Consider the following 17,403-nt stretch of genomic DNA (forward strand, 5'->3'; position numbering starts at 1 on the left):
GCAGGAAGGGGCGACAGGCCCGCTACAACGCCAGGCCTTCGGCCTCGGCAAACTCCGTCAGCTTCTGCCGGATCGAGACGCTCCCGGCGGGGGCGTCCAGCAAGGGGCCGAGCATCTCTTCGGCCTTCTTGGCGTCGAGATCGATCACCATCGCCTTGACCGGGCCAAGCGCGGTCGCCGAAAGCGACAGCGAGCGGTAGCCCATCGCGATCAGCGCCAGCGCGCCGATCGGCTTCGACGCCATCTCGCCGCAGAGCGACAGCGATTTCTTTGCCGCTTGCGACTTGCGCGCGATGTCGCGCAGCGCACGCAGGATCGGCGCCGACATGGTGTCGAAGCGCCCGGCGACCTTTGCGTTGCCGCGGTCGACCGCGAACAGGAACTGGAACAGATCGTTGGAGCCGACCGAAATGAAGTCGACCTTCTTCAGAAGCTCGTCGAGCTGATAGAGCAGCGCCGGCACCTCGACCATGGTGCCGATGTCGATCCGCTCCGGCAGGGTGTGGCCGTGCTGGCGCAGATAGGTCAGCTCGCGTTCGACCAGCGCCTTCGCCGAATCGAATTCGCCGACCTCCGAGATCATCGGGAACATGATGCGCAGCGCACGGCCGCCGCCAGCGCGCAGCAGCGCGCGGATCTGGCCGCGCAACAGGCCGGGACGGTCGAGCCCGAGCCGGATCGCGCGCCACCCGAGCGCGGGATTCTCCTCGATCACCGCTTCCATATAAGGCAGCGCCTTGTCGCCGCCGATGTCGAGGGTGCGGAACGTGACGGGTTTGGTGCCGGCGGCATCCAGCACGGTACGATAGAGCGCGAGTTGGTCGCTGGTGCGCGGCAGGCTCTGGCCGACCATGAATTGCAGCTCGGTGCGGAACAGGCCGATGCCGGCGCTGCCGGTGTCCTCGATATGCGGCAGGTCGATGGCGAGACCCGCATTGATCATCAGCTCGACCTTCTGGCCGTCTTTGGTGACGCAGGGCAGGTCGCGCAGCGCCAGATATTGCGCCTGGCGGCGGGCGCGGAAGCGCACGCGCTCGGCGAAGGCGGCCTCGACCTCCTGCGACGGACGGACATAGATCGAGCCGGAAGTGCCGTCGACGATGATGGCGTCGCCGGGATCGGCGATACCAGGTGCGTTCGGCACTTCGCCGACCGCGGGAATGCCGAGCGCACGCGCCACGATCGAGACGTGGGAATTGGCGGTGCCTTCCTCCAGCACGATGCCGCGCAGGCGCTTGCGGTCGTAGTCGAGCAGCGCCGCCGGGCCCATCGCGCGCGCGATGACGATGGCGTTGTCGGGCAATTGTTCACGTGAAGGCGCGTGATCCTGGCCGACCAGCTGCCGCATCAGGCGATAGCCGAGATCCTCGAGATCATGCAGCCGGTCGCGCAAATAGGGATCGGTCGAGCGCAGCATGCGCGCGCGGGTGTCGGACTGCACGCGCTCGACGGCGGCTTCCGCCGTGAGGCCGGTGGCGACCGCCTCGTGCAGCTTGTGCGACCAGCCCTGGTCGTTGGCGAACATGCGGTAAGCTTCCAGCACCTCGCGATGCTCGCCGCCCTCGGCGACGTCGCCGCGCTCCAGCATGCGATCGAGGTCGGCGCGCAGCTTAGCGAGCGCGGTGTCGAGCCGTTTGATCTCCTTGGGCAGGTCCTCGGCGATGTAGTCCTTGATGACGACGCGCGGCTCGTGCAGCACGACGTGGCCGAGCGCGATGCCTTCCGACAGGATGGCGCCGACCTTCTGCGCCGAATGGCGCGCGGCGGGCTCCTGGCCGGGCTGGGCCAGCGCGGACAGCTCGCCGGAGGCGATCAGCTCCGCCAGCACCATCGCGGTGGTCTGGAGCGCCTCGAGCTCCTCCTCGACATAGTTGCGCTTGGCGCGGTTCTGCACCACCAGCACGCCGAGCGTGTTGCCGGCGCGCAGGACCGGCACGCCGAGGAAGGAGTGATAGATTTCTTCGCCGGTCTCGGGGCGGAACGAGAACGCCGGGTGGCTCTGTGCGTCGTTCAGATTGAGTGGGGTCGCCTCGCTGGCGACGAGGCCGACCAGGCCCTCATGGGCCGTCAGCACGGTGTGGTGCACCGCCTCGCGGTTGAGGCCTTCGGTGGCATAGAGCTCGAGCGTGTTGTCGACGCGCAGCACATAGACCGAGCACACCTCGGCCACCATATTGGCGGCGATCAGCACCACGATCTTGTCCAGCCGCTCCTGGGCCGAGACCTGCTCCGCCATGGTTTCGCGGAGCCGTCTCAACAAGACGCGGGGACCTCCCGACGCGCTCCGCATGTGCCGTCAACCCTCCACCGTCTGCCGGGGCCGAAGGGGCCCGCGGCGGCTCGCCCAGAAATCCAGAAAAACAACGAATTTGCTCGTCCGGCGCCGGCCCAGCCGATCCGCTGGAGCCGTCACCTGAGCCGAATCAGCACCGCCTCAACTGGGGCACAGTTTGCGGCAGCCCACCCTGTTCGCCGTATAGCGAATTAGGGCTTGTTTTGCCAAGCAAAACGCCTGCCAAACGCGAAGCTGTGTACACCTTCGCGTTTGCTGCGACCGCTAAGAGAAAATTAGCCTATGCCTGATCGAGACCGTAGAGCGTGTGCAGGGTCCGCACCGCAAGCTCGGTGTAGGCGGTATCGATCAGGACGGAGAATTTAATCTCGGAGGTTGTAATGGCTCGGATGTTGATATTCCGTCCGGCGAGGGCCGAAAATGCCTGGGCGGCGACGCCGGCATGGCTGCGCATGCCGCTGCCGATCACCGAGATCTTGGCGACGTCGGTGGCGGTGTCGAGCCGGGCATAATTGATCTGGCTCTTGGCCGCGGTGATCGTCTCCTTGGCCCTTGTGTAGTCGGCAGCCGGAACCGTGAAGGTGAGGTCGGTGGTCTTGCCGTCCTCGGAGACGTTCTGCACGATCATGTCGACGTTGATATTGGCATCCGCGAGCGGGCCGAAGATCGACGCCGCAACGCCGGGCTTGTCCTCGATCTGGCGTACCGAGATCTGGGCCTCGTCCTTCGAAAAGGCGATGCCGGTGACGACGTGGCTTTCCATGATCTCCTCCTCGCTGCAGATCAGCGTGCCGGGCGGCTGGTTGGCATGCGGGTCGATATCCTCGGGCTTGTCGAAGCTCGATCGGACGAAAATCGGCATGTTGTGGACCATGCCGAGTTCCACCGAGCGGACCTGGAGCACTTTTGCGCCTTGGGAGGCCAGTTCCAGCATGTCTTCGAACGCGATCTTGTCGAGCCGGCGCGCCTTCGGCACGACTCGCGGATCGGTGGTGTAGACACCATCGACGTCCGTATAGATGTCGCAGCGGTCCGCCTTGATGGCGGCGGCGATCGCCACGGCCGAGGTGTCGGAGCCGCCGCGGCCGAGCGTGGTGATGCGATTGGTCTCGGGGTTGATGCCCTGGAAGCCGGCGATAACGGCGACCTCCTTGCGCTCCCTGAAGCGCTTGATGATCTCGCCGCCGTCGATGTCCTCGATCCGGGCCGAGGCATGGGCGTCGCTGGTCTTGATCGGGATCTGCCAGCCCTGCCAGGAGCGGGCCTGGATACCCATACCCTGAAGCGCGATGGCAAGCAGGCCGGACGTCACCTGTTCGCCCGAGGCGACCACGGCGTCGTATTCGCGCGCATCGTGCATCGGCGAGGCCTCGGTGCACCAGGCCACCAGCTCGTTGGTTTTACCGGACATCGCCGAGACGACCACTGCCACTTCATGGCCGGCGTCGACCTCACGCTTCACATGGCGTGCGACGTTGCGGATACGTTCGATGTTGGCGACGGATGTGCCGCCGAATTTCATCACGAGGCGGCTCATGACGACGCGTGCATTCCCTCATAAGGATAAGTATGGTGACCCGCGCTGGACGGGTGCCTGCGATACCGACCGCGCGTATACAGAGGGGCGGGGCCGGGGGCAAGCGGGTTCCTGCGCGGGCCAATCCGGGCAATGGGTTAATCGAGGTTATGGCGCGTTATATCGACGAAATCCTGCAACCGGGCGAGCGGGTGCTGTATTCGACCAATGCGCACTGGATCTTCTATTTTCCGGCCATCCTCGCATGGATCGCAGCCTTGGGCCTGTTCGTCCTGTCAAGGCAAACCGCGGTCGACGGGCTTGTGATTCTATGTCTCATCGCCTCGGGGGTGGTCGCCTTGGCGGCGCTGTTCTGGACCTTGAAGGGCTGGTTCCACCGCTTCACCACCGAGACCGACGTCACCAACTTGCGGGTTGTGCACAAGACCGGGTTCATCAAGCGCCGCACCTTCGAGATGGCGCTGGACAAGGTCGAGAGCGTCGATGTGAATCAGACCATTCTTGGACGCATTCTCAACTATGGCGACGTGACCATCAATGGCGTGGGGGAAGGTCGCGAAACCATCCGGACCATCGCCTCGCCGCTCGCCTTCCGTAGTTCGATCACCACGCGGTAGGACCGCGCTTACTGATGAGCATGCAGCAAGATACTTCCGCTACCGCAAGCCCGCAGCCGGGCTCGACCGTCGACGCCGCCGAGATCGCGAAATTTTCAAAACTCTCGGCCGAGTGGTGGGACCCGAACGGCAAGATGGCCCCGCTGCACCGGATCAACCCGCTGCGGCTCGGCTACATCCGCGATGCGGCCTGCCGCAAGTTCGAACGCAACTTGCGCAGCCTCAACTGCCTCGGCGGCCTGCGCGTGCTCGACATCGGCTGCGGCGCCGGCCTGTTGTGCGAGCCGTTGTCGCGCCTGGGTGCGCAGGTCATCGGCGTCGATCCGTCGGTCAGCAACATCGCCGCCGCGAAGCTGCACGCCGACAAGGCGCATCTGTCGATCGACTATCGCTGCACCACGGTGGAAGAGATCGACCCGCGCGAGCGCTTCGATATCGTGCTGGCCATGGAGGTGGTCGAGCACGTCGTCGATGTCGGCGTTTTCCTGAAGCGCTGCGCCGCGATGCTGAAGCCGAACGGGTTGATGGTGGTCTCGACGCTGAACAGGAACTGGAAGAGCTTTGCGCTTGCCATCGTCGGCGCCGAATACGTCCTGCGTTGGCTGCCGCGCGGCACCCACGAATGGAACAAGTTCGTCACCCCCGACGAGCTGACGAAATACCTGCTCGACAATCGTCTCGTCATCACCGAACAGACCGGCGTCGTCTACAGCCCCTTCGCCGACAAATGGACGCTCTCGTCCGACATGGACGTGAATTACATGGTCGTGGCGGAAGGCATGGTGTGAAGCGCAAGTAGGGACGACAGGGGAGGTTGTGGCGCGGGCATCGCTCCCATGACATCCCTGCGGTTGACCGCGCGAGCCTCAGCTTGCACGTTGGCTGCATCCTTTCCTGCTTTAACGCCCCTCACCCATGTTCACCATCGCCAGCCTCTGGATTCCCTTCACCGTCATTGCCGCGCTCGGCCAGGTCGCGCGCAATGCGATGCAGCGGTCGCTGACGAAGCCGCTGGGGACCTGGGGCGCGACCAATATCCGCTTCCTGTTCGGCTTCCCGTTCTCGCTGCTGTTTCTCGCCGTGGTGCTGGTCGCGACCGGCGATCATCTCGGCATGCCGCCGACCGTGTTCTGGCCGTGGCTGCTGCTCGGCGCGCTCAGCCAGATCGTGGCGACCGGCCTGATGCTGCTGGCGATGAACGACCGGTCCTTCGTGGTGACGACGGCCTACCTGAAGACCGAGGCGATCCAGACCGCGATCTTCGGCTTCGTCTTCCTCGGCGATCACCTGACTTGGCTCAAGGTGCTGGCGATCGTGATCGCGACCATCGGCGTCGTCGTCACCGCGCTGCGGCCCGGCGGTGAGAAGAGTTTTGCCGAACTCAAGCCGACCATCACCGGTCTGGTCGCCGCGGCGGCGTTCGCGTTGTCAGCGGTCGGTTTCCGCGGCGCTATCATCAACGTGCCCAGCGTGTCCTTTGTAACGGCAGCATCGTTCACGCTGGTGCTCGGCCTGTTCGTGCAGACGCTGATCCTGACGATCTATCTGCTTTGGCGCGCGCCGAAGGTGCTTCAGGCGATTTTGGGGCTGTGGAAGCCATCGCTGCTCGCGGGCTTCATGGGCGCGTTCGCCTCGCAGTTCTGGTTCCTCGCCTTCGCGCTGACGGCCGCCGCCAACGTCCGCACGCTCGCTCTGATCGAGGTGCTGTTCGCGCAGGCCGTGGCGTATCACTCGTTCAAGCAGCCAATCGCGGCACGCGAGATTCTTGGCATCGGGCTGATCGTGGTCGGCGTGGCGGTGCTGGTGGCGGTTTAGTTCCGGTCTTCCGGCAGCGTCGGCAGCGGCGACACCTCGATGCCTTCGTCGATCAGCGACTTGGCTTCGTCGGGCGAAGCCTCGCCGTAGATCGGACGGTGCTCCTTGTCGCCGTAATGCATCGCGCGGGCCTCGTTCGCAAAACGCTCGCCGACATTGTCGGCGTTTTTCACGATGTGATCGCGCAGCTCTTTGAGCTTGGTGCGAAGCTCCTTCTCCTGCGCCATCATCAGCGAGGTCGGTCCGGACAGTGTAGCCTCGGGCGTGGTCGCAGCCACGGGCTCCGGGGGCGGCGTCGCGGGTCCGCGGCCTTTGTTGCCGACGATGCGAGGCGCCATGATCGCCTTGTTGATCCTGGCCGAGCCGCAGATCGGACAGGTCACGAGCTTGCGCTTCACCTGCGAATCGTATGCCGACGAGCTCTGGAACCAACTTTCGAAGTCGTGGTTTCGGTCGCAGTGGAGCGCGTAGCGGATCATGCCGATCCCCGCACGAGGTGCAGATGGTCCGGCCCGGCCTTGGGGTCGGCGACGCCGAAGCGGCGGCCGTGCTGGAGCGAGGGGATTGCGCGGCGCGCGGTCTCGACCTTGGCCGGATCGATCCTGGCCATGATGATGCCCGGCTCGACATCGCCCTCGGCGAGGATCTCGCCCCAGGGATCGATGATCAGCGAATGGCCATAGGTCTCGCGCTTGTTCTCATGCAGGCCGGCCTGCGCGGCGGCGAAGATGAAGCAGCCGGTCTCGATCGCGCGTGCACGCAGCAGCACGTGCCAATGCGCTTCACCGGTCTTGCGGGTGAAGGCCGAGGGCACCGTGATGAAGTATGCGCCGCTCTCGGCCAGCGCGCGGTAGAGCGCGGGGAAGCGCACGTCGTAGCAGATCGTCAGCCCGACGCGGCCCCAGGGCAGGTCGGAGATCACGGCGGTCTCGCCCGGCTGGTAATTGGCGGATTCGCGATAACTCTCGCCGTCCGGCAGCTCGATGTCGAACATGTGGATCTTGTCGTAGCTCGCGAGCACACTGCCCTCGGGCCCGATCAGGAAGGAGCGGTTGACCGCTTTCTCCTCTGAGAAGCGCAGCGCCAGCGAGCCGACATGGATGTGGATTTTCAGCTCCGCCGCGAGCGCCCGGTAGGCCCTCAGCGAGTTGTCGTCGTTTTCGCTCTGGAGGTGCTCGAACAGCGCCTTGCGGTTGGCCTGCATCATGTTGCTGACTTCGGGCGTCTGCACGTAGTCGGCGCCATTGGCCGCAGCCTGCCGGATCAGTTTGGTGGCCTGCGCGAGGCTCGGCTCGGGCATCAGGCCGGTGCGCATCTGCACCATGGCCGCGGTGAAGGTCCCGATCTCGTTCATGACTCCGCCTTCACATGTTCAAGCATGCCGTCGAGCTTGCCGCCGCGGTCGAGCGCATAGAGTTCGTCGCAGCCCCCAACATGGGTTCCGCCGATCCAGATCTGCGGGAAGGTCGTGCCTTCTCCGGCGCGATCGTACATCTCCTGGCGCCAGGACGGGTTCCTGGCGATATCGAACTCCGTGAAGGTTGCCTTCTTGCGGGTCAGCAGGGACCTGGCGGCGGAACAATAGCCGCAGCCCGGCCTTGTGTAGATCTCCACAGCAGCGGTCATGTTGTCTGGCGCTCTCATGTCATGAATTCATTGAATTATATGGGACTTCACCGGCTCTCGACAACCCGGGCAAAGACCAGCACGTCCACTTGGGCCGCCTTGGCGCGGAGCAGGGCCCGCGCGCAGGCATCCAGCGTCGCACCCGAGGTCAGGACGTCGTCGATGAGGACAATGCGCCGACCCTGGACCTCCGCCTGACGGTCGGGCGATACCTGGAATGCGCCCTGCACATTGGTGGCGCGCTGGGCCCGCGACAGGCCGATCTGTTGCTCGGTGGCGCGTACCCGGCGCAGCACCTCGGCCTTCACTTTCACTCCGCTCTGCCTCTCGATGATCCGCGCCAGCGCCCCGGACTGGTTGTAGCGGCGGCGCCAGGCCCTTCGCCAATGCAGGGGAACAGGCACCAGCATATCGGCCTCGCTGAGCAGCTCGCCACCCGCACGCGCCATCCAGCGGCCCATGGCGGGCGCCAAATCCGTGCGGTCCTGGTATTTCAGCGCATGCACCAGGGTGCGCGCGACGTCGTCGTAACGTACCGCGGCGCGCGCCCGCTGGTAGGCCGGTGGGCTCGCGATCGCCTCCATCGACAGCATGTCGGGGCCGGGGTCATACACAAAGGGAATGCCGAGCCGCGGGCAGTAGGGCCGTTCGATGAACGACAGCCGCGCCCAGCAGGCCGCGCACACGCCCTCGCCATCGACTGGCTCGCGGCAGGACACACACAAGGTCGGCAGCGCGATGTCGAGCGCGAGCCGCGCCGCACGCGACAGGGCATGGCGGCCGGCCGTCCATGCGGCCCGCAAGGGTCCGGAGAGCGAGCGGGAAGGGGCGGAGGCGTCCATGGGGAGAAGCTAGCGTTCCGCGCTTGTCGGCTCAAGCAGCACTCTCGTGCGCCGGCTCTGCGGAGCGTCACTGCGTGCCGCACCGCGTCCGGGACAGAACAGAGGCGATTGCCAGAACGACTTGGATCGGCGTAACCAGCGGCATGGCTCAGCCCTCCCAGACCCCGCCCGCTCTGTTCGATCGCGCCTTGCTGCATGCGCGGCAGCGGCGCGCGCAGGCGCAGGGCGAGGTCACCTTCCTGCTCGATCGGGTCGCCGAGGACATGTCCGACCGGCTGGCTGCTGTGATGCGCGAGTTTCACGCGGGAGCCGATCTCTGGACGCCCGGCGAGGGACTTGCGGCGTTGCGCGCACGACTGCCTTGCGTCGAGCGGATCGCGCTCGACGCAGCGGGTATGGAGACACTTCCCTTTGCACCGGAGAGCCTCGACCTCGTCGTGTCGGCGCTGGCGCTGCAATTCGTCAACGATCTGCCGGGCGTGCTCGCGCAAATCCGTCGTGCGCTGAAGCCGGACGGTCTGCTGCTCGCCGCGATGATCGGTGGCGACAGCCTGACCGAGCTGCGGCAGGCGTTCGCCGCGGCGGAAGCTGAATGCGAAGGCGGCGTGTCGCCGCGCGTGGCGCCGTTCGCTGACTTGCGCGACATCGGCGCGCTGTTGCAGCGGGCAGGCTTTGCGCTGCCGGTCACCGATGTCGACCGCGTCGTGGTGCGTTACGCCAATGCATTTGCGCTGATGCAGGATCTCCGCCGCATGGGCGCGGCCAATGTGCTGATCGAGCGCCGCCGTACGTTGTCGCGGCGCGCGACGCTGCTGCGGATGGCCGAGATTTATGCCGAACGCTTTGCCGATGTCGACGGCCGCATTCATGCGACATTCGACATCATCTGGCTTTCGGGCTGGGCCCCGCATGCGAGCCAGCAGCAGCCGCTGAAGCCGGGGTCGGCGAAGGCGAGCCTGGCGGAGGCGGTGAAGAAGGCGGGGAAGGAGTGACGTGTGTCCCGGACGCGCTGCAGCGTTCTTACGCTGCTGCGCAGAGCCGGGACCCAGCCCTGCGGCAAGCATGGGCCCCGGCTCAGCAGCGCATCGCTGAAGAAGCGCTGCGCTGCGTCCCGGGCACCGCACCTCTCACATCAGCAAATCGATCAAATGCGGGATCAGCGGAATGTCCGCGGGCGGCATCGGGTAGTCGCGCAGTCTGTTGGCGCGGACCCAGGCCAGGGTCTGGCCTTCGCGCGGCATCACTTGCCCCTCCCAGCGCCGGCAAATGTAGAGCGGCATCAGGAGATGAAAGGTCTCGTAGCCGTGGCTCGCAAAGGTCAGCGGGGCCAAGCAGGGTTCGGCGACCGTGATGCCGAGCTCCTCGTGGAGCTCGCGGATCAGGCTCTGCTCCGGCCGCTCGCCGGGTTCACATTTGCCGCCGGGAAATTCCCAGAGGCCGGCCAGCGTCTTGCCCTCGGGGCGCTGCGCGATCAGGACGCGTTTGTCGGCATCGACAAGCGCGCAGGCCACCACCAGTGTCAGTTTGAGATCGGCCATGCCTGGAATGTCGCTCGCTGAAGATCATCCGTAACGGTCCGTTAACCCCGTTACGGCCCGGTTTCCGAGGTCTCCATAAGTCATATTTAATCGACGGTTCCTAGAGTGGAAAAGCTCAGATTCCGGGATCCCCACCTATGCGTGCCGCGCTTCGCACAATTCTCCAACGGTTCGGTCTCGATCAACGCGGCAATATCGCAGTGATCTTCGCGCTGACCTGCGTCCCGCTGATCACCGCGGTCGGCTGCGGGATCGACTATTCGCGGGCGACGCAGATCAGATCCAAGCTGCAGGCTGCGGCGGACGCCGCCAGCGTCGGTTCGATTGCCAAGAATTCGCCGGCGTACCTCGCGGCTGGCACCATGACGGCGGACGGATCCATTGCGGCCGGAGTCACCGACGCCAAGAACATCTTCGACGCCAACCGGGCAAATCAGAACGGATACACGCTCACCAGCGTGACGCCGGTCGTCTCAAAGACTGGCTCCACGGTAACCTCGACGGTCAATTTTTCCGCGACCATCAACACGATGTTTCTCGGCGTGATCGGCAAGAGCACGGTGGCGATGTCGGGCACTTCCACGGCCACGGCCAACATGCCGCTCTATATCGACTTCTATCTCCTGTTGGACAATTCTCCGTCGATGGGTGTCGCAGCGACACCGACCGACATAACGAATTTGCAGGCAAAGACCGGTGGATGCGCATTCGCGTGTCACGACACCTCCAAGAAGGCCGGCACAAGCAACTACGACATTGCCAAAGCAAATGGCATCACTACCCGAATCGACGTGGTGCGCCAGGCGAGCGCGAACTTGATGGACACAGCCCGGAACACGCAGACCTACACGAACCAGTTCAGGATGGCGATCTACGATTTCGGCGCTGCGTCAGCGACGATCGGATTGAGAAATCTGTTTTCGCTCTCGTCGAGCCTGACGTCCGCCAAGACTGCGGCGGGAAACATCGACCTGATGTCGGTCGCCGGTCAGAATGACGCTTTTACTGCCGATAAGGATACTCCCTTCACCGCCATCTTTCCCGCAATCAATAGCGCAATCGCCTCGCCGGGAGTCGGCACATCTTCCGCCCCCCTGAAGTATTTGTTTTTTGTATCGGACGGCGTCGCCGATGAAAGCAATGCCTCTTGCCTGAAGACGATGTACAACAAGAATTGGGGAAACATAGCGCCGCGCTGTCAGTCACCTATCAATCCCGCGCTGTGCACGACGTTGAAGAACCGCGGTATCAAGGTCGCGGTGCTGTACACAACGTATCAGCCTCCTACTGACAGCTGGTACAAGGACTGGATCGCGCCCTTCAACGCCGGGACATGGGGGCCGTCCCCGAACAGCGAGATCGCGCAGAACATGGAGAGCTGCGCTTCGCCAGGATTCTATTTCGAGGTTAGCCCCACCCAGGGCATTTCGGACGCGATGAACGCTCTGTTCCGGAAGGCGCTCGCGGACGCACGGATCTCGGGGTGAGAGGGACTCTCCGCGAGTCCGGTTGTCAGCGTCGATGCGGCGGCGGCCCCTCACCCCGCAAGAACGGGGCGAGGAGATGGGCTACGACCTGTAATCCCCGTTGATCGCGACATACTCCTTGGTGAGGTCGCAGGTCAGCACGCGGTCGCGGCCCTTGCCGAGGCCGAGCGAGACCTTGATCGAGATCTCCGGCGCCTTCATCGCCTCCGACACCTGGGCCTCGTCATAGGACGGATCGCGCGCGCCGCTCTTGGCGACGCGGATGCCGTTGAAGGAGATCGAGAGCTTGTCGCGGTCGGCCGGTTCGCCGGCCTTGCCGACCGCCATCACCACGCGGCCCCAATTGGCGTCTTCGCCGGCGATCGCGGTCTTCACCAGCGGCGAGTTGGCGATCGACATCGCGATCTTGCGCGCCGACGCCTTGGTCTTGGCACCCTCGACCGTGATCTCGACCAGCTTGCGCGCGCCTTCGCCGTCGCGGGCCACCTGCTCGGAAAGATTGGCGAGCACCTGGTTGAACGCCTTGACGAAGGCCTTCAGGCGCGGGTCGCTGGCGCGGCTGATCCTTGGCGCGCCGTGTTCGGCGGCAGCACCGGTGGCAAAGGCCAGCAGCGTATCCGAGGTCGAGGTGTCGCCGTCGATCGTCACTGCGTTGAACGTGTCCTCAACGCCGCTCTTGAGCAGCGCCTGCAGCGCGGCGGGCGCGATCGGTGCGTCGGTGAAGACGAACGACAGCATCGTCGCCATGTCGGGCGCGATCATGCCGGCGCCTTTGGCCATGCCGTTGATCGTGACCTTGGCCTTGCCGAGCTTCACGGTCGCGGTCGCAACCTTCGGGAAGGTGTCGGTGGTCATGATCGCCTTGGCGGCCGCCAGATAATCGCCGGCCTCGGTGGTTTCCGCGAGACGCCCGAGCACGCCGTCGAACTTGGTCGCATCCAGCGGCTCGCCGATCACGCCGGTCGAGGCCAGGAAGATTTCGCCCTCGGGGCATCCGACGGCCTTGGCCGCGATCTTCGCGGTCAGCGCGGTGGAGCTGCGGCCGGTCTTGCCGGTAAAGGCATTGGCATTGCCGGAATTGACCACCAGCGCCCGCGCCTTGCCGCCCTTCAGCTTGGCGCGGCACCATTCCACCGGCGCGGACGGGCATTTCGATTGGGTGAAGACACCTGCGACCGCGGTACCCTTGTCCATCACCGCGAGCAGAACGTCGGTGCGGTTCTTGTAGCGGATGCCGGCCTCGGCCGTCGCAAGGCGGACGCCCGCGATCACGGGCATGTCGGGAACGTTTTTCGGGGCGAGGGGAGAAACGGAGGAGGACATCGGGGCGCCTTGGTGAGGTCTGGACATGCAGATGGCCGGGACATCCAGTGCGAAGACGTGCTTCGCACTTTTGGCCCGGCCATTGCGACGTTAGATACTATTGGCGTCCGTGAAGTGACAGCGAATTCTTACTTCTTCGCCGGGGGCGCCATCTTGCTGTCGGAGGGCTTCGCATCGGAAGGCTTGGCATCGGAAGGCTTGGCATCGGAAGGTTTGGCCGCATCAGCCGGCTTGGCGTCCTTTGCCGCATCGGCCGGCTGGTCCAGCCGCTCGACCTTGGCTTCCGCGCGCAGCTTGGCGACGTAGTCGGCCTGGGCCTTGCGGGTGACATACTGCTCGATCTGGGCCTTGACCTGCTCGAAGTCCGGCGCCTTGCGGCTGCGCTTTTCCTCGACCTTGATGACGTGCCAGCCGAACTGCGACTTCACGGGATCGGAGATCTTGCCCGGCTCGAGCGCGAAGGCGACCGCCGAGAATTCCGGCACCATCTGCTCCTTGGTGAAGAAGCCCAGGTCGCCGCCGTCGGCCGAGCCCGGATCCTTGGATTTCTTCTTGGCGAGCTCGGCGAAATCGGCGCCCTTGTCGAGCTCGGCCTTCACCGCCTTGGCCTCGTCCTCGGTCTCGACCAGGATGTGGCGCGCGCGAACTTCCTGCTCGCCGGTGATCTGCTTGGAGGCCTCGTCATAGACCTTCTTCATGGCGTCCGGGGTGATCGCGGCCTTGCCCTCGCCGGCGAGCAGGCTGTCCATCAGCAGGCGGTTGCGGGCGAATGCGAGGCGCTTCTTGAACTCCTCGCCGTCGGCGACCTTCTTGTCCTCGGCGGCCTTGCCGACGATCTTCATGTCGATCAGGAAGGACAGGACGTTCTCGTCCTTGGTCGCCGGGTCCATCTGGGCGAGGCTCGGCCCGAGTTCCTCCTCGGCCATGGCGACGTCGCTCTTCTTGATTTCCGCGCCATTGACCTTCGCCAGTACCGGATCGTCGGCGGCCCGGAGCGGGCCCGCGAACGCCAGGGACAGCGCCAAAGCGAGGCAGCCAGCCAGGGCGGACGCGTGGCGGAAACGCTGGCCGGTTGTTACCGGGAACGAGGTGGTCATGGAAAATCCTTTTGTTGAAGCAGGGGGCTGCTCGAGCGGGGCGGACACTCGCCCAATTCAGGGGGCCTTGGCAACGCGAAAAGTCTGTCAAAATGATGAATTAGCCGCAATGCGCCCGCCGTTGACAAGGCCCTGACCGGGCCATATCTCTGCCCGGTCGCGTCCATGGCGATGGCGTTTATTTTGCTGCGTTTTTGGCCGTTGAACCCAGACTTGCCCAACTCCCACCCATATGGCGGATGGACCCCGCAGTCCGGGCTCCGGCGCCACCAGGCGTCACGGTGAGTTGATGGGCAGACGGGTGACAACCTCTCGGCTGCAACGCGGTTGAATCGCGAACACAGGAACCAGGTATGATCGGCGCGCTCGCCCGCAAATTTTTCGGCTCCGCCAACGACCGGCGGGTAAAGGGATATCAGTCCCGCGTCAGCGCGATCAACGCGCTGGAGCCCGAGGTCTCGAAACTCTCCGACGAGGCGCTCAAGGCCCGCACCGCCGACTTCAGGAAAGAGATCGCCGAGGGCAAGACGCTGGACGACCTCCTGGTCCCCGCTTTCGCCACGGTCCGTGAAGCCGCCAAGCGCACGCTCGGCCAGCGCCATTTCGACGTCCAGCTGATCGGCGGCATGGTGCTGCACGAGGGCGACATCGCCGAGATGAAGACCGGCGAAGGCAAGACGCTGGTCGCGACGCTCGCGGTCTATCTCAACGCGCTCGCCGGCAAGGGCGTCCACGTCGTCACCGTCAACGACTACCTCGCCAGCCGCGACTCCGCCTGGATGGGCCAGATCTACGGCTTCCTCGGCATGACCACCGGCGTGATCGTCCACGGCCTGGACGATTCCGAGCGCAAGACGGCTTATGCCTGCGACATCACCTACGGCACAAACAACGAATACGGCTTCGACTATCTGCGCGACAACATGAAGTACCGGCTCGAGGACATGGTCCAGCGGCCGCACTTCTACGCGATCGTCGACGAAGTCGACTCCATCCTGATCGACGAAGCGCGCACGCCGCTGATCATCTCCGGCCCGCTCGACGACCGCTCCGACTTCTACAACACCATCGACGGCTTTCTGCCCAAGCTCGACAAGACCGACTACGAGGTCGACGAGAAGCAGCGCACCGTGACGCTCACCGAAGGCGGCATGGAGAAGATCGAGACGCTGCTGCGCGATGCCGGCCAGCTCAAGGGCGAGTCGCTCTACGACGTCGAGAACGTCTCCGTCGTGCACCACATCAACCAGGCGCTGCGCGCCCACACGCTGTTCACCCGCGACAAGGACTACATCGTCCGCGACGACGAGGTCGTGATCATCGACGAGTTCACCGGCCGCATGATGCAGGGCCGGCGCTATTCCGAAGGCCTGCACCAGGCGCTGGAAGCCAAGGAGCACGTCCAGGTCCAGCCAGAGAACCAGACGCTGGCCTCGATCACCTTCCAGAACTATTTCCGGATGTACGAAAAGCTCGCCGGCATGACCGGTACGGCGCTGACCGAAGCCGACGAATTGTTCGACATCTACAAGCTCGAGGTCGTGGAAATCCCGACCAATCTGTCGGTCGCTCGTCTGGACGAGGACGACGAGGTCTATCGCACCCAGAACGAGAAATACGCCGCGATCCTGGCGGAGATCGAGCGCGCCAATGCGCGATTGCAGCCGGTGCTGGTCGGCACCGCCTCGATCGAAAAATCGGAAGTGATCGCCGAATATCTGAAGAAGCACGGCTACCGGCAGATCGATTTCGGCAACGAAAATTCGATGCAGAAGCTGTACGCCGCCGCCCGCGCCGGCAAGCCGGCCAAGCTGTTCGCGGTGCTGAACGCGCGCTTCCACGAGCAGGAAGCCTATATCGTCGCGGAAGCCGGCGTGCCCGGCGCGATCACGATCGCGACCAACATGGCCGGCCGCGGCACCGACATCAAGCTCGGCGGCTCGCTCGATATGCGGATCCTTCAGGAGACCGGGGGCATCGAGGACGAGGCCGAGAAGGCCAAGAAGATCGAGCAGATCAAGGCCGACATCGAGCACTTCCGCGACATCGTGCTGAAGGCCGAGGAAGAGGTCGAGATCGAGCCGGCGAAGGGTTCGAAGCCCGCCAAGACCGTGAAGAAGCCCGGCGGCCTCTACATCATGGGTTCCGAGCGCCACGAATCCCGCCGCATCGACAACCAGCTCCGCGGCCGTTCCGGCCGTCAGGGCGACCCCGGCCGCTCGAAGTTCTTCCTGTCGCTGGAAGACGATCTGATGCGCATTTTCGGCTCGGATCGCCTCGACAGCATGCTGCAGCGTCTCGGCCTGCAAGAGGGCGAGGCCATCATCCATCCCTGGATCAACAAGGCGCTGGAGAAGGCGCAGCAGAAGGTCGAAGCCCGCAACTTCGACATCCGCAAGAATTTGCTCAAGTTCGACAACGTCCAGAACGACCAGCGCAAGGTGATCTTCGACCAGCGCGTCGACCTGATGAAGGACGACAGCGTCGCCGAGACCGTCACTGACATGCGTCACGCCTTCATCGACGACCTCGTGGCCAAGCATGTGCCCGAGCATGCCTATGCCGAGCAGTGGAACGTCGCGGGCTTGAAGGAAGAGCTCAAGCGCGTGCTCGATCTCGACCTGCCGGTCGAAGACTGGGCCAAGGAAGAGGGCATCGCCGACGAGGAGCTGCTCACGCGCATCGAGACCCGCGCCGACGAGCACATGGCCGCCAAGGTCGGGCAATGGGGCCCCGACGTGATGCGTTACGTCGAGAAGACCATTTTGCTCCAGACGCTCGACCATCTCTGGCGCGAGCATTTGATCATGCTCGACCATCTGCGCCAGGTCATCGGCCTGCGCGGCTACGGCCAGCGCGATCCGTTGCAGGAGTACAAGACCGAGGCCTTCAATCTCTTCCAGGAGATGAGCGCGCATCTGCGCGAGGCCGTCACCGCGCAGCTGATGCGGGTCGAGATCGTGCCGCCGGAGCAGGAAGCCCCGGTGCTGCCGCAGATGGAAGCGCACAAGTTCGATCCGAACACCGGCGAGGACGAAATGGCGCTCGCCCACGTCTCGCTCGGAGCGCAGGCCACCGATGCGGCGCTGCGTGATCCCAAAAACCCGGCAAGCTGGGGCAAGATCGGCCGCAACGAGGATTGCCCGTGCGGCAGCGGCAAGAAGTACAAGCACTGCCACGGGCGGTACGCTTAGCCGATAAATTCCGCTGTCGTCGCCCGGCTTGACC

15 protein-coding genes are annotated in these 17,403 nt (G+C 64.6%); 6 read left to right on the top strand and 9 right to left on the bottom strand.

Annotated elements, in window-relative coordinates; all coding sequences use genetic code 11:
- Positions 1 to 22: 22 nt before the first annotated feature.
- Together ptsP and ABIB00_RS30160 are read right to left on the bottom strand one after the other, a co-directional pair.
- A complete protein-coding gene (gene ptsP, locus ABIB00_RS30155; protein ID WP_354106868.1) occupies positions 23 to 2,290 on the bottom strand; it encodes a phosphoenolpyruvate--protein phosphotransferase in 2,268 nt (755 codons plus the stop codon).
- A gap of 283 nt (positions 2,291 to 2,573) precedes the next feature.
- The gene (locus ABIB00_RS30160) at positions 2,574 to 3,830 is read right to left on the bottom strand and encodes an aspartate kinase (RefSeq protein ID WP_354106869.1); all 1,257 of its coding nucleotides are present in this window, start codon (positions 3,828 to 3,830) and stop codon (positions 2,574 to 2,576) included.
- Positions 3,831 to 3,979: 149 nt separating this feature from the next.
- Between ABIB00_RS30160 and ABIB00_RS30165 the strand changes: the two genes are divergently transcribed.
- From ABIB00_RS30165 to ABIB00_RS30175, 3 genes are all read left to right on the top strand, one after another.
- The gene (locus ABIB00_RS30165) at positions 3,980 to 4,447 is read left to right on the top strand and encodes a PH domain-containing protein (RefSeq protein ID WP_247353127.1); all 468 of its coding nucleotides are present in this window, start codon (positions 3,980 to 3,982) and stop codon (positions 4,445 to 4,447) included.
- A 14-nt stretch (positions 4,448 to 4,461) separates the two neighbouring features.
- Entirely contained in the window at positions 4,462 to 5,235 is a 774-nt protein-coding gene (gene ubiG / locus ABIB00_RS30170) for a bifunctional 2-polyprenyl-6-hydroxyphenol methylase/3-demethylubiquinol 3-O-methyltransferase UbiG (RefSeq protein WP_354106870.1), read from the top strand.
- Between the two features lie 127 nt (positions 5,236 to 5,362).
- A complete protein-coding gene (locus ABIB00_RS30175; RefSeq protein WP_354106871.1) occupies positions 5,363 to 6,262 on the top strand; it encodes an EamA family transporter in 900 nt (299 codons plus the stop codon).
- On the opposite strand, the gene ABIB00_RS30180 is transcribed toward ABIB00_RS30175, so the two are convergent.
- Genes ABIB00_RS30180 through ABIB00_RS30195 form a run of 4 tightly spaced genes read right to left on the bottom strand, consistent with a single transcriptional unit; the run spans position 6,259 to position 8,730 of the window.
- Positions 6,259 to 6,741, bottom strand: coding sequence for a DUF1178 family protein (locus ABIB00_RS30180; RefSeq protein WP_354106872.1), 483 nt, complete (start codon positions 6,739 to 6,741; stop codon positions 6,259 to 6,261). The two genes, ABIB00_RS30175 and ABIB00_RS30180, sit on opposite strands and share 4 nt — an antisense overlap.
- Positions 6,738 to 7,616 carry a carbon-nitrogen hydrolase family protein gene (locus tag ABIB00_RS30185; protein ID WP_354106873.1) on the bottom strand — a complete coding sequence of 293 codons (879 nt, stop codon included), beginning with the start codon at positions 7,614 to 7,616 and terminating at the stop codon, positions 6,738 to 6,740. The genes ABIB00_RS30180 and ABIB00_RS30185 overlap by 4 nt, the downstream gene beginning before the upstream one ends.
- Positions 7,613 to 7,888: a glutaredoxin 3 gene (grxC, locus tag ABIB00_RS30190; RefSeq protein WP_354106874.1), complete on the bottom strand. Its 276-nt coding sequence runs from the start codon at positions 7,886 to 7,888 to the stop codon at positions 7,613 to 7,615. Before grxC ends, ABIB00_RS30185 begins: the two co-directional genes overlap by 4 nt.
- 47 nt (positions 7,889 to 7,935) lie before the next feature.
- Complete coding sequence (locus ABIB00_RS30195) at positions 7,936 to 8,730, bottom strand: ComF family protein (RefSeq protein WP_354106875.1); 795 nt, start codon at positions 8,728 to 8,730, stop codon at positions 7,936 to 7,938.
- Between the two features lie 143 nt (positions 8,731 to 8,873).
- On the opposite strand from ABIB00_RS30195, the gene ABIB00_RS30200 reads away from it, so the two are divergent.
- A complete protein-coding gene (locus tag ABIB00_RS30200; protein WP_354106876.1) occupies positions 8,874 to 9,722 on the top strand; it encodes a methyltransferase domain-containing protein in 849 nt (282 codons plus the stop codon).
- A 135-nt stretch (positions 9,723 to 9,857) separates the two neighbouring features.
- Here the strand turns inward: ABIB00_RS30200 and ABIB00_RS30205 are convergent, their stop codons facing one another.
- On the bottom strand, positions 9,858 to 10,268 hold the full coding sequence (locus tag ABIB00_RS30205) for a (deoxy)nucleoside triphosphate pyrophosphohydrolase (protein ID WP_354106877.1): 411 nt from the start codon (positions 10,266 to 10,268) through the stop codon (positions 9,858 to 9,860).
- A gap of 137 nt (positions 10,269 to 10,405) precedes the next feature.
- Here ABIB00_RS30205 and ABIB00_RS30210 point away from each other — a divergent pair, with 137 nt between their 5' ends.
- Positions 10,406 to 11,755 carry a TadE/TadG family type IV pilus assembly protein gene (locus ABIB00_RS30210; protein WP_354106878.1) on the top strand — a complete coding sequence of 450 codons (1,350 nt, stop codon included), beginning with the start codon at positions 10,406 to 10,408 and terminating at the stop codon, positions 11,753 to 11,755.
- 81 nt (positions 11,756 to 11,836) lie between these two features.
- On the opposite strand, the gene argJ is transcribed toward ABIB00_RS30210, so the two are convergent.
- Both argJ and ABIB00_RS30220 read right to left on the bottom strand, forming a co-directional pair.
- On the bottom strand, positions 11,837 to 13,078 hold the full coding sequence (gene argJ, locus ABIB00_RS30215) for a bifunctional glutamate N-acetyltransferase/amino-acid acetyltransferase ArgJ (protein WP_354106879.1): 1,242 nt from the start codon (positions 13,076 to 13,078) through the stop codon (positions 11,837 to 11,839).
- Between the two features lie 128 nt (positions 13,079 to 13,206).
- Entirely contained in the window at positions 13,207 to 14,175 is a 969-nt protein-coding gene (locus tag ABIB00_RS30220; RefSeq protein ID WP_354106880.1) for a peptidylprolyl isomerase, read from the bottom strand.
- Positions 14,176 to 14,528: 353 nt separating this feature from the next.
- Here ABIB00_RS30220 and secA point away from each other — a divergent pair, with 353 nt between their 5' ends.
- Positions 14,529 to 17,369, top strand: coding sequence for a preprotein translocase subunit SecA (gene secA / locus ABIB00_RS30225; RefSeq protein ID WP_247340140.1), 2,841 nt, complete (start codon positions 14,529 to 14,531; stop codon positions 17,367 to 17,369).
- The last annotated feature ends 34 nt before the right edge of the window (positions 17,370 to 17,403 follow it).

The sequence above is a fragment of the Bradyrhizobium sp. LB14.3 genome (assembly GCF_040547985.1).
In the GTDB taxonomy this organism is placed as follows: domain Bacteria; phylum Pseudomonadota; class Alphaproteobacteria; order Rhizobiales; family Xanthobacteraceae; genus Bradyrhizobium.